This window comes from Bradyrhizobium sp. BR 1433 (assembly GCF_051547665.1).
Lineage (GTDB): Bacteria > Pseudomonadota > Alphaproteobacteria > Rhizobiales > Xanthobacteraceae > Bradyrhizobium > Bradyrhizobium australafricanum.
This window is the reverse complement of sequence record NZ_JBPUGG010000001.1, coordinates 947925-960229: the sequence shown is the minus strand read 5'-3', so window position 1 is coordinate 960229 and position 12305 is coordinate 947925. Positions and strand designations below refer to the sequence as shown.

The 12305-nt window shown below is 64.1% G+C and carries 11 protein-coding genes; 6 read left to right on the top strand and 5 right to left on the bottom strand.

The genetic code is table 11. The features are described from left to right. Positions 1–100: 100 nt before the first annotated feature. Entirely contained in the window at positions 101–889 is a 789-nt protein-coding gene (locus ACSKB9_RS04780; RefSeq protein WP_438071828.1) for a hypothetical protein, read from the bottom strand. Between the two features lie 729 nt (positions 890–1618). Here ACSKB9_RS04780 and ACSKB9_RS04775 point away from each other — a divergent pair. The 3 genes from ACSKB9_RS04775 (at position 1619) to ACSKB9_RS04765 (ending at position 5172) form a co-directional block, all read left to right on the top strand. Further along, positions 1619–3604 (top strand): PAS domain S-box protein, encoded by a 1986-nt coding sequence (locus ACSKB9_RS04775; protein WP_438071827.1) that lies wholly within the window; start codon positions 1619–1621, stop codon positions 3602–3604. Next, the gene (locus tag ACSKB9_RS04770) at positions 3498–3923 is read left to right on the top strand and encodes a response regulator (protein WP_438080059.1); all 426 of its coding nucleotides are present in this window, start codon (positions 3498–3500) and stop codon (positions 3921–3923) included. The genes ACSKB9_RS04775 and ACSKB9_RS04770 overlap by 107 nt, the downstream gene beginning before the upstream one ends. A 181-nt stretch (positions 3924–4104) precedes the next feature. After that, the gene (locus ACSKB9_RS04765) at positions 4105–5172 is read left to right on the top strand and encodes an ABC transporter substrate-binding protein (protein WP_438071826.1); all 1068 of its coding nucleotides are present in this window, start codon (positions 4105–4107) and stop codon (positions 5170–5172) included. A gap of 275 nt (positions 5173–5447) precedes the next feature. Here ACSKB9_RS04765 and ACSKB9_RS04760 read toward each other — a convergent pair whose 3' ends face one another. Further along, the gene (locus tag ACSKB9_RS04760; protein WP_438071825.1) at positions 5448–6656 is read right to left on the bottom strand and encodes an ABC transporter substrate-binding protein; all 1209 of its coding nucleotides are present in this window, start codon (positions 6654–6656) and stop codon (positions 5448–5450) included. 206 nt (positions 6657–6862) lie between these two features. Then, the gene (locus ACSKB9_RS04755; RefSeq protein WP_438071824.1) at positions 6863–7840 is read right to left on the bottom strand and encodes a GlxA family transcriptional regulator; all 978 of its coding nucleotides are present in this window, start codon (positions 7838–7840) and stop codon (positions 6863–6865) included. A 152-nt stretch (positions 7841–7992) separates the two neighbouring features. Here ACSKB9_RS04755 and ACSKB9_RS04750 point away from each other — a divergent pair, with 152 nt between their 5' ends. Continuing rightward, positions 7993–8256 (top strand): tautomerase family protein, encoded by a 264-nt coding sequence (locus ACSKB9_RS04750; protein ID WP_057016441.1) that lies wholly within the window; start codon positions 7993–7995, stop codon positions 8254–8256. A gap of 157 nt (positions 8257–8413) precedes the next feature. Here ACSKB9_RS04750 and glnA read toward each other — a convergent pair whose 3' ends face one another. Beyond that, a complete protein-coding gene (gene glnA, locus ACSKB9_RS04745; protein WP_028333940.1) occupies positions 8414–9823 on the bottom strand; it encodes a type I glutamate--ammonia ligase in 1410 nt (469 codons plus the stop codon). A 149-nt stretch (positions 9824–9972) separates the two neighbouring features. After that, on the bottom strand, positions 9973–10311 hold the full coding sequence (locus ACSKB9_RS04740) for a P-II family nitrogen regulator (protein ID WP_011441447.1): 339 nt from the start codon (positions 10309–10311) through the stop codon (positions 9973–9975). Between the two features lie 354 nt (positions 10312–10665). Between ACSKB9_RS04740 and ACSKB9_RS04735 the strand changes: the two genes are divergently transcribed. Further along, positions 10666–12165: an NAD(P)H-hydrate dehydratase gene (locus ACSKB9_RS04735; protein ID WP_438071823.1), complete on the top strand. Its 1500-nt coding sequence runs from the start codon at positions 10666–10668 to the stop codon at positions 12163–12165. Beyond that, positions 12155–12280: a hypothetical protein gene (locus ACSKB9_RS04730; RefSeq protein WP_309145028.1), complete on the top strand. Its 126-nt coding sequence runs from the start codon at positions 12155–12157 to the stop codon at positions 12278–12280. The genes ACSKB9_RS04735 and ACSKB9_RS04730 overlap by 11 nt, the downstream gene beginning before the upstream one ends. Positions 12281–12305 lie beyond the last annotated feature (25 nt).

The window sequence follows — 12305 nt, the reverse complement described above, 5'->3', positions numbered from 1 at the left end:
ACCAGCGCCAGCGGCCTCTTCGTGTTGCTTCATTGATCGCAAAGTGCAGGTATCGGCCGTTGCCGCGTCGACGGCACGCAGGAAGCAGCACGTCACGGCATTAGCGCACTGACCATGGCCATGCCGGCGGTTGCGGTTTGCTGGTGGCGTGCGGCCGCGTCGGGGTTGGCGCCGGTTTGCGCGCCTGGGCAACATCGGTCGACGGCCGCGGACGCGGCAGTGGTATTTCCGGGGCTACCGTTGGCTGTTCGGGGCTCACCTTCGGCTCTGCGGCGTTGGCAATGACACCGGCCAGCTGGTCCTGGCTTGCGTTGAGCCGCTCGGTGACCGTCTCGCTTTCGCGAGCCATCTGATCCTGGGTCGCCTTGATCTGGTCGATGATATCTTTGCTGCGTGCCATTTCTGCTTGGCTCGCCTCGAGTTGGCTTGCGACATTTTTATGGTCGCGGACCAATTGTTCTTGCCTCACCTCAAGCTGTTCGACCGCTTGCCTCAAGGCAGCGAGATCGCGCGCCATCGGTTGAAGCTGCTGCGCCAAGTCGGAAGAAAGTGCGGCGGCGGTCGGCGCAACGTCTTTCGGCGCGGCGTCCTTCGGCGGGGTTTGCGCAGGAGGTGAGGAGTGGCCAGAGGACGCCACCATCGCCGTATCGCTGGGTGACGACCACCACCAAGCAGCGCCACCTATGCATGCTGCCAGCACGGAACCGACAATGGCCAGGTGGCGCCAGTCCGCCAATCGATGAACCGCTTCTAGCGGCGCGTGAAACGCTTTCTTGCCGGTCGGCGGGCCGGAAGGGCTAACTCCTGCTTCGCGCGCGAGGTTCGAAAGCTGCTCTTCCAAGCTCACGAGCCGCCCTTCCGCGACCCTGTCATTCAGCATGGAATCCATTTTGTGCTCCGTATCAAATGCAAGGTCACCCGCCTTGAGAGCAGATCCGCTCTTCGGCGCGCTAACATTCAACGGGACCCAGATGGGTATTTGCAGCTTAAGCTTACGAGGGATGAGGATGCGGCCTGCACGTCACATCGTCTATCTTTTTGTAAGCTCATCCTTCCTGAACTTCCCGACGATTTTGGCCGAGATATTGTTCGTCCGCAATCGGGAACACCGCTTGCCACGGGGCGCTCGAGCTCGTGGATCGAGGTCCTGTTCGGCCGCCTCACGATGCGTCTCGCAGCCGAGGCACGTTACTTCGAGGTGTCGTAAGTCGGCGTTGAGAGCGTCGCCAAGCGCCGGCGAGGGCTGGGCTGGACCCTGAAACGCGGGAGTGGTCCATGTTTGGCGAGCGACCATGTCGGCATCCCGCCTGGCGCGTTCGGCCGACGGCCGACCACGGCGCCGAACATGTACTCCGGGGCCCTCCTGCAAATTCTCGGTATGTTGAGTTGTGCTGCCGGCGAGATGTACCGCTGGTCGACAGGTCGCAGCTATTCTTCCGGTATTGCGCGTGCGCCGAAATCGGCCTTCCTCCGTACTAATACGGATACGAAAGTGGCGGATTGCGGCGCCGGACTCGGCTAAGCAACAGGGATATTTGCTCCGGCGCCGACGACCCTTTCCGAATACTGCTTTTCCTTTTCCATTTTCGGGTGCAGCCGACACGAGGGGTTGGTCGGGATGAATTTGTCGGGCCGTCTGGCGATGGGGATGTTGTTTCCCGTCGCCGCGCTCCTGCTCGCGCTGGGCTTCATCCATGGCGTGACCTGGCCGGGCGTTCTGCTCGCGGGTGGCGCGGTTGCGGTGGTATTGATGACGGCTGAGGTGATTGCGAGATCGCTGTCCAGGACGCCCGCCCAGCTGGTGCGGGCGGCGGAGGCGCTGTCGCGCGGCCAGCAGGTCTCGCTCGGCTCAAGCGATGACGGCAAGACCGCTCAGCTCGCGGCGACGCTTGCCGAATTGTCGGCGCAGCTGGGCAGCAGGCAGCACCTGCTGGAGAAGACCGTCGAGAGCATCCGCGATCCGGTGGTGGTCGCCGACGAGCACGGGATGATCGTGATCGTCAACGCCGCGGCGCGACGGCTGTACAGTGTCGAACCCGGTTTTGATACCCTGACCGGCGTTCGCACCTTCCAGAACTATTATGCCGACGGCACCACCGTGATGCCGATCCCGGACACGCCGATGGCGCGTGCGCTGCGCGGCGATGACGTCGACGATTTCGAGCTGATCGTCAAACCGCAACCGCCGCAACCGGCCGTCTTCCTTGTCGTCAACGCGCGGCCGCTGCGCGACGATACCGGCAATCTGCGGGGCGCGGTCGCCGTACTGCACGACGTCACCGCGCAGCGTCGGGCACACCAGGCGCTGGTCGAGAGCGAGCAGATGGCGCAAGCCATCGTCAGGACCGCGCTCGACGCCTTCGTCCAGACCGACCAGGACGGCGTCATTCTCGACTGGAGCCCGCAGGCCGAGGTGCTGATCGGCTGGACGCGCTCCGAGGCGGTCGGTTATCGGGTGGTCGAACTGGTGTTTCCGGAGGAGCTGCGCCTCGCGCACCGGCAGCGGATCACCCGCTTCCTGCAGGAGACCGCGGCCGGCGGCATGGGCATGCGCTATGAAACGGCGTGCCTGCACCGCGACGGTCACCGGTTCTATGTCGAGGTGTCCCTCAACGCGCTGCGCCGCGGCGACGGCTGGATCATCAATTCCTTTGTCAGGGACGTCAGCCAGCGCCGTATTGCCGAGGAGCAGTTGATCCAGGCGCAGAAGTCGGAATCGCTGGGGCGGCTGACCGGCGGCATCGCGCACGACTTCAACAACATGCTGACCGTGATCACCGGCACGATCGAGATCCTCGCCGACGGCGTCAAGGACAACCCGCAACTTGCCGCGATCGCCAAGCTGATCAGCGATGCCGCCGATCGCGGCGCGCAGCTCACCTCGAGCCTCCTGGCATTCGCGCGCAAGCAACCGCTGCAGCCCGGCGAGACCGACGTCAACGACCTGGTCGGCGAGGTGGTCCGGCTGCTGTCGCAGACGCTCGGCTCGCAGACCGAGATCAGGACGGAGCTCGGCCGCAACGCCTGGCTCGCCTTCGTCGACCGCAGCCAGCTTGGTGCTGCGCTGGTCAATCTCGCCATCAATGCGCGCGATGCCATGCCTGACGGTGGCACGCTGAGCTTTGCGACCCGCAACATCCAGCTCGGGATTCCCGACGCCGTGGCGTGCGGCGTCGAGCGCGCCGGCGATCATCTCGTGATCGAGGTGACCGATACCGGCACCGGCATTTCGCCGACGCATCTAGAGAAGATCTTCGATCCGTTCTTTTCCACCAAGGAGGTCGGGCAGGGCGCCGGGCTTCGGGCTCAGCATGGTGTTCGGCTTCGTCAAGCAAAGCGGCGGCGGTATCGAGGTCAAGAGCGAGCAGGGGCGCGGCACCATCTTCAGGATCTATCTGCCGAAGGCCGACGGCACCGCACAGCGCGCGGCGGAGGAGGACGATCTGCCCGTCAGGGGCGGCGACGAGACGATCCTGTGCGTCGAGGACGATCCTACGATCCGGGACTATGTCACGGGCCAGCTCGAAAGCCTCGGCTACCACGTTCTGGTTGCGGCGAACGCGGACGCCGCGCTCGAGATCGTCAAACGCGGCACCGCGTTTGACCTTCTGTTCACCGATATCGTGATGCCCGGCAGCATGAACGGCCGGCAATTGGCGGAGACGCTGATGGCCGGGCGCCCGGCACTGCGGGTGCTGTTCACCTCGGGCTACAGTGACGGCGTGCTGCCCGCGCAGCAGGGGCGTGGCGGCCACGGCATTCCGCTGCTGACCAAGCCCTATCGGCGCGGCGAGCTGGCGCGGATGCTGCGGCGCTGCCTTGATCTTCAGGTCGACTTTCAGGGCGATCCGGTTCCGCAGCCTTATTCCGTGCAGCCCGATCTCGAACGCTTCCTGCGCGAGAATCCGCCCGCGAAGACGTAGCCGCGGCGTGACCTGGATGCCAACGGGTCCGCAAGCGCGGTCCGATGATAAACTGCGCGAAACCCATCATCCCTGATGCGGCCGCTATTTGATGGGTTTCGCTTCGCTCTACCCATCCTACGCGCTAAGCTCCCGCGACAAAGGCGCGGCCGGTCAACGGCCCGATTTCAGGGAGTATGGAATGCAGGACCGCAAATGGTCGAGGCGCGACTGGCTCAAGGTGACGGCGGCCACCGCCGCCGGCATGGTATTCGCGGAGCCGCTGCGCGCGGCGGCGCCGCCGGCGGAAGCCGTGACGCCGGAGCTGGTCGCAGCCGCCAAGAAGGAAGGCAAGATCTCGTTCTACAGCGCGCTGGAGCTGAACACGGCCGAGCGTCTCGCGCGTGACTTCGAGCAGAAATATCCCGGGATCAGCGTCCGCGTCGAGCGCTCCGGCGCGGAACGCATCTTCCAGCGGATCGCCCAGGAGCAGGGCAGCGGCATCAACGCCGTCGACGTCGCCAATTCCACCGATCCCGCGCACTACCTCGACTGGAAGAAGAACGACTGGCTCGCGGCCTACGTGCCGGAAGACGTCGCCAGGCATTTTCCGGCCGACCAGATCGATCCCGACGGTACCTCGGCGACATCCTGCGCCTGGTTCGAGGTGATCGGCTACAACACCGAGCAGGTGAAGCGCGAGGAGGCGCCGAAGAGCTACGCCGACCTGCTCGATCCCAAGTGGCGCGGCAAGATCGTCAAGGGCCACCCGAGCTATTCCGGCGCGATCATGACCGCGACCTTCGTGCTGGCGCGCGACATCGGCTGGCCGTATCTGGCGAAGCTTTCGCAACAGCGCGTGATGCAGGTGCAGTCGGCGGCCGATCCGCCGAAGAAGATCCTGCTCGGCGAGCGCGCGGTGATGGCCGACGGCAACGACTACAACCTCGTGCTGGCCAAGGATCAGGGCAAGCCGGTCGAGGTGGTCTATCCCGCCGAGGGCGCGCCGCTGATCATCGTCCCCAGCGGCATCTTCAAGAACGCGCCGAACCCGAATGCGGCGCGGCTGTTCCAGAGCTATTTTTTCAGCGCCGAGACCCAGCAGATGCTGGCCGACGAATTCGCGCACCGCTCGTTCCATGCCAAGGTGAAGGAGAAGGCCGGTCACGTGCCGCTCGACAAACTGAAAATGCTCAAGGCCGATCCGGCCCAGGTGCAGGTGCAGTCGGAGGAGATCAAGGCGAGGTACGCGAAGCTGTTCCGGGTGTAGGTCAAGCCCCGTGGGGCGGGTAGAGCGAAGCGAAACCCATCGCCTGTGCAGGGGGCGAGATGATGGGTTTCGCTGCGCTCTACCCATCCTACAGATCCAAAGCTACTAGCGTCATTGCGAGCGAAGCGAAGCAATCCATTTTTCCGGATACCCGGAGAGATGGATTGCTTCGTCGCTTCAGCGCAAAATTGCTTTGCAATTTTGTCGCGAGCTCCTCGCAATGACGCGGATAGCGCTCGGACAGTCCGGGCGGCGCAGTGAGGGGCCACGGTCGGCTAACCTCCCACTTCCGCGCTGAGCATCGGCCCGAACAGCTCCCATCGCTCGCCCTTGAGTCGTCTGAGCTGCATCTGCTTGATCGGCGCGAAATCGATCGGGCTGGTGTTCATCGTGATGCCGGGAAGCAGGTTGGTGGTCCGGAAGGCCTTCAGGTTGGCGGCCTGCTTCATGACGTTGGCGCGCGTGAGATCGTCGCCGCACTGCTTAAGCACCTGAACCAGCGTCTGAGCCGCATTGTACCCTGTCATAATCAGGCTGTCGGCCCGATTGCCTTCGGGGAAATATTTGGAGAGATATTCGTCGAACGCCTTCATGCCGGGATCGTCCTTCCATTGCGGATCGAGCGGATCCATCAGGTAGGCCACCGAAATGATGCCCTGCGCGTTCTCGAAGCCGGCGGGCTGGATCACGGCACCGAGCGAGGAACCGACCGAGTTGAGGATGTGCAGCGGTTTCCAGCCGATCTCGGCTGCCTTCTTGATGGCCTGCGCGGCGAATTTCGGTGTGGCGATGTCGACGAATACATCGGCATTCATCGATTTCATCTTGACGATGTGCGTGTCGATCGTCGGCTCGGCCACCTCATACGCATCCTCGATGACGATCATCGACGCCGCCTTGTCGCCGAGGCCGTCCTTCAGGCCCTTGAGATAGTCCTTTCCATAATCGTCGTTCTGGTAGAGGACCGCGATCCTGCCGCCCGGCTTTTCCTTCAGGATGTGCTTGGCGTAGATTCGTCCCTCGCTCTGGTAGCTGGGCTGCCAGCCCATGGTCCACGGGAAGTTCTGCGGATCGTTCCACTTGGTGGCACCGGTCTGAATGAACAGCTGCGGCACCTTCTTCACGTTCATGTATTTCTGAATCGCGCCGTTGGATGCCGTGCCGAGAGAGGCGAAGATCAGCAAGACCTCGTCGCCTTCGACCAGCTTGCGCGCCTGCTCGACCGTCTTCGGCGGACTGTAGCTGTCGTCGTAGGAGATGAAATTGATCTTGCGGCCATTGATGCCGCCCTCGGCGTTGACCTTGCGGAAATAGGCCGCCTGGGCCCGGCCGCTGGTGCCGTAGGCGGATGCCGGCCCGCTATAGGGCATGATGTTGCCGATCTTGATTTCAGTATCGCTTACGCCGATGTCGTATTTCTTCTGTGCCAATGCGCTGCCAGCACAGACAGCGAAAATGATGATGGCGGTCGAAAGCGCCGCCATTCGTCGAGCGACGAAAGAGCATCTCGTTTCTCCCCATGCAGAAAATGATTGCGTGTTTTATCGGAGGCCGCTTTCGGGTCCTTGCCGGCAGTGAACACCCGAGCCCAGGCGTTGTCGATCCCGGAAACACAACCTTGTGTGCGGTTCGCATCACGTCATCAGGTTCGTCAGCGTTGCTGACCGTAGTCTTCCGGGGCTTCCCGCGATCAGGCCGCGCGCATCGATCGCTGCACGCGGTAGGCCTGGGGTGAGGTGAGCGTGAGCTTGCGGAAGGCTTTTCGAAAGCTGCTCTCGTCCTCATAGCCGGTGGCGCGGGCGATCGCCTTGATCGGCTGCGCCGTGGTCTCCAATAGCGTGCGGGCGTGCTCGACGCGGCGGCGCATGATGAAGGCCTGCGGCGGCTCGTGGGTCAGTTCGCGGAAGCGGCGGTTCAGGGTGCGTTCGCTGAGGCCGAGCGCGTGTGCGAGGCCGCGCACCGTGATCGGGGCCTTGCCGGTGCGGCGCACCAGCATGTCCGCCTTGATCAGCAGCGGATCCTGGCCGAGCATGTAGCCGAGCGGCATGAAGATCGCCTGGGTGCGCTGCGCGGTGTCGATCACCGCATAGTCGGCGCAAATTTTTGCGACCTCCGCGCCTTCGACAAGCTCGATCAGCCGCAGCAACAGATCGACCCACGACATCGGACCGGCGGCGCAGACCAGGCGATCGGCCTGCGTGATCACGGCATCACCGGCGAGATCGACCTTGGGATGGCGGCGGCGCAGCTCGCTCTGCAGCCACCACGTGATAGTGGCGCGGCGGCCGTCGAGCAGGCCGGCATTGGCGAGCAGCAGCACGCCGCTGCAGAATGCGCCGATCAGCCGGCCGCTGGCATGCTGCTGGCGCAGCCAGGCGCCAGCACGGTCATATTGCGGTTGCAGGCGCTCGGCGGTGAGATGATCGACCAGGCTGCCCGGCACGATGATCGCGTCGCACGCCGTCCGCCTGCCCACCGCACCATCGACGGCGAGCAACTTGCCGCCGCCGGCGCGCACCGCCTTGCCGTCGAGCGAGAGCGTCTGCCAGCTGAAGCGCGCCTTGCCGCCGCGCAGCTGCATCACGTGGTTGGCGAGGGTGAGGATGTCGGCGATGCCGGCGACCGCCGATTGCATGCAGCCTTCCAGCGCGAGGATCGCAAGCTTCATGGGACCTCCGGAATTTGCCGTCATGCTAGCCGATCGGCGGGATCGGGCGGTGGCAGATATTGCCCGATCTCTGTCCGATCGGCCACTGCCTGATTGTGCCGTGCCGGTCCATCTTCGCTGCGTTGTCACACCCTCAGCAATGGAGAGAGACCATGCCTTACGTCACCATTTCCACCGTCCGCGGCATCTTCGATGTCGCGCAGAAGCAGGCGCTGCTGGAGCGCGTCACCGACCTCATGGTCGAGATCGAGGCGCAGGGTAACCCGGACTTCCGCCGCAACGTCTGGGTCAAGATCGAGGAGGGCGAGCCGGCGAGCTGGTCGCTCGGCGGCATGATCCCGACGCCGGACATGATCGCTGGCACCTTCGGCGCGCTCGACGCCGGCGGACGGCGGCTCGCCAAGGCGAAAGTGTAACCGCAGCGTCATTGCGAGCGAAGCGAAGCAATCCATCTTTCCGTGTGCGCGGATGTGTGGATTGCTTCGTGCTTTGCTCCTCGTAGTGACAAGGAACCCAAAAACAAAAGGCGCTTCCGGTGGAAGCGCCTTTCGCATGTCGTCGGTGCCGCAAGATTTACAGCGAGTAGTACATCTCGAATTCCACCGGGTGCGGGGTCATTTCGAAACGCGCGACCTCGGTCATCTTCAGCTCGATATAGGCGTCGATGAAGTCGTCGTCGAACACGCCGCCGTTCTTGAGGAACGCGCGGTCCTTGTCGAGGCTCTCGAGCGCCTCGCGGAGCGAGCCGCAGACGGTCGGGATCTGCTTCAGCTCTTCCTTCGGCAGATCGTAGAGGTCCTTGTCCATCGCCGGACCCGGATCGATCTTGTTCTTGATGCCGTCAAGACCGGCCATCAGCATCGCGGCGAAGCCGAGATAGGGGTTGGCCATCGGGTCGGGGAAACGCACCTCGACGCGCTTGGCCTTCGGGTTCGCGGTGTAGGGGATGCGGCAGGCCGCCGAGCGGTTGCGCGCGGAATAGGCGAGCAGCACGGGGGCTTCATAGCCCGGCACCAGACGCTTGTAGGAGTTGGTCGACGGGTTGGTGAACGCGTTGATCGCCTTGGCGTGCTTGATGACGCCGCCGATGTAGTGCAGGCAGGTCTCCGACAGGTCGGCGTATTTGTTGCCGGCGAAGGTCGGCTTGCCGTCCTTCCAGATGGACTGATGCACATGCATGCCCGAGCCGTTGTCGCCGTAGACCGGCTTTGGCATGAAGGTGGCGGTCTTGCCGTAGATGTGGGCGACCTGGTGGATGCAGTACTTGTAGATCTGCATATGGTCGGCCATCAGCGTCAGCGTGTCGAACTTCATGCCGAGCTCGTGCTGGGCCGAGGCCACCTCGTGGTGATGCTTTTCGACCTTGACGCCCATCTTGGCCATCGCGCCGAGCATCTCGGAGCGCATGTCCTGCACCGAGTCCTGCGGCGGCACCGGGAAGTAGCCGGCCTTGGTGCGGATGCGGTGGCCGAGGTTGCCGCCCTCATATTCGGTCGCCGAGTTGATCGGCAGCTCGGAGGAGTCGAGGCGGAAGCCGGTGTTGTATGGTTCGGCCGAATAGCGCACGTCGTCGAACACGAAGAACTCGGCCTCGGGGCCGACGAACACGGTGTCGCCCACGCCCATCGACTTCACCATCGCCTCGGCCTTCTTGGCGATGCCGCGGGGGTCGCGGTTGTAGGGCTCGCCGGTGGTCGGCTCGAGCACGTCGCACGTGATGACCATGGTGGTCTCGGCGAAGAACGGGTCGATCGTCGCGGTGACCGGGTCGGGCATCAGGCACATGTCGGATTCATTGATCGCCTTCCAGCCGGCGATCGACGAGCCGTCGAACATCGTTCCCTCGGCGAAGATGTCATCGTCGATCATGCTGACGTCGAAGGTGACGTGCTGCCACTTGCCGCGCGGATCGGTGAAGCGCAGGTCGACGTATTTGACGTCGTTGTCCTTGATCGATTTCAGGACGTCTTTGGCGGTCTTCATGAATACCCCTTATGGATGTGCGGGTCGGTTTCCAGCGGAGAGCGACGTTATTCCCGCTTTTGGCGAGTTCGTGTGACTACACAAACGAAATCAGGCTGCCGAAGCAGCCTTTTTTCTTTTGTCGTCAGAAAATCCGGATAGCACCGCCCTTAAATAGCGTCCAGCCCGGATTCGCCGGTCCGGATGCGGATGGCTTCCTCGATGTTGGAGACGAAGATCTTGCCGTCACCGATCCGGCCGGTCTGCGCCGCGCGGCGGATCGCGTCGATCGCCTTCTCGACCAGGTCGTCGCCGATCACGATCTCGATCTTCACCTTGGGCAGGAAGTCGACGATGTATTCCGCACCGCGATAGAGTTCGGCATGGCCCTTCTGGCGGCCAAATCCCTTGGCCTCGGTGACGGTGATGCCTTGCAGTCCGACTTCCTGGAGCGCTTCTTTCACCTCGTCGAGCTTGAAGGGCTTGATGATGGCTTCAATCTTCTTCACTGAGCGCCTCCCGGGCATTGCAGATTGCAGGGTCGAGTTCGATGCGCGTGGGGCGCAGTCTGGTTGGTCTTAAGGCTTCCGGCCGGTGGCCGGAAACACGCGCAATGGTCGCATGAAGCGGCCTTGCGCGCGGCTTCCTCAAAAGCAGGGTCTATGCCAAGTTGTTAAGGTCCCCGATTTCAGAATGTTATCAGCCTTTTAACAGGCAATCGGCTGATATCGAACCACATGGGCTATGATATCCAAGCCTAACAAATAGGCAAATAGATCAATCCGTATGCAGTCGGCCAGTAGAAACCCCGCGAACGTCACAGGAATTGCCTCTCGAAAAGGCGAAGCGATTGAGGATTCGGCATGGACGTTCTGACGACGACCGAGATGGAACGCGCCGACCGGCTGACCATCGCAGCCGGAACGCCGGGCTTCGCGCTGATGATGAGCGCCGGCCAGGCCGTCGCGGAAGCCGCGATGGACCTGGTCGAGGAGGGGCCGATCGTGGTGGTCGCCGGCCGCGGCAACAATGGCGGCGACGGCTTTGTCGCCGCCGCCGAGCTTGCCGCGCGCGGCCGCGAGGTCTCGGTGATCCTGCTCTGCGAGCGCGACAGCCTGCAGGGCGACGCGGCGCTGGCGGCGAAGGGCTGGAAATATCCGGTGCTGCCGTTCAACCCGCAGGCGCTCGGCAAGCCGGCGCTGATCGTCGACGCGCTGTTCGGTGCCGGCCTCAACCGGCCGGTAAAGGGCGATCCGCTGGAGATGATCGCGGCGATCAATGCCAACGGTACGCCGGTGCTGGCGGTCGACCTGCCGAGCGGCATCAACGGCACATCGGGCGCGGTGATGGGCGCGGCCGTGCAGGCCACCGAGACCGTCACCTTCTTCCGCAAGAAGCCCGCGCATCTGTTGCTGCCGGGCCGGATGTATTGCGGCCGGGTGCGCGTCGCCGACATCGGTATCGCCGCGCAGGTGCTCGACGAGATCAAGCCGCTGACCGCGGAGAATGCGCCGGAGGCTTGGCGATGGTCGTTTCCGGTACCGCGGATCGACGGCCACAAATACGCGCGGGGGCACGCCGTCGTGGTGTCGGGCGATCTCGCCTCGACCGGGGCGGCACGGCTCGCCGCGCGCGCGGCGCTGCGCGCCGGCGCCGGCCTCGTGACGCTGGCCTCGCCGCGTGATGCGCTTGCCGTCAACGCTGCGGCGCTGACCGCGGTGGTGGTGCGTGCGGTCGACAACCCGATCCAGTTCGCCGAGCTGCTCGGCGACAAGCGCCTCAATGCCTGCGTGATCGGTCCGGGCGCCGGGGTCAGCGCGCGGACCCGTGACTTCGTCCACACCGCGCTGTCGGCGCAGCGGCATCTGGTGCTCGACGCCGATGCACTGACCAGCTTTGCCGGCGCGCCGGACCGGCTGTTCGAGGCGATCAAGTCAAGCGCCGGTCAGCAGGTGGTGCTGACGCCGCATGAGGGCGAGTTTCCGCGGCTGTTCAGCGATATTTCCAACAAGCATCCCGGCCGCTCCAAGCTCGAGCGCGTGCGCGCGGCGGCCGAGCGCTCCGGCGCGGTGGTGCTGCTGAAAGGCGCCGACACGGTGATCGCGTCTCCCGACGGCCGCGCCACTGTCGCCGCCAACGCGCCGCCGTGGCTCGCCACCGCCGGCGCCGGCGACGTGCTGTCGGGCATCATCGCGGGTTTCCTGGCCCAGGGCGTCGCGGCCTTCGAGGCGGCCAGCATCGGCGTCTGGATGCACGGCGAGAGCGCGAGCGAGGCGGGCCCCGGCCTGATCGCGGAAGATCTCACCGAAGTGCTGCCCGCCGTGTTCCGCCGTCTCTATGACGAGTTCGGGATTGAGTATTAGGCGGCTCGTGCTGGCCGACATGGATGTTGCCGCGCGCGTGCATCGCGCGGCATTCGATCAGGCGCTGCCGCGGCTCGCCGGCCTGCACACGCCCGGCATTGATCGGATGATCTGAACAACTGGTTAGATATTTGCGTTTC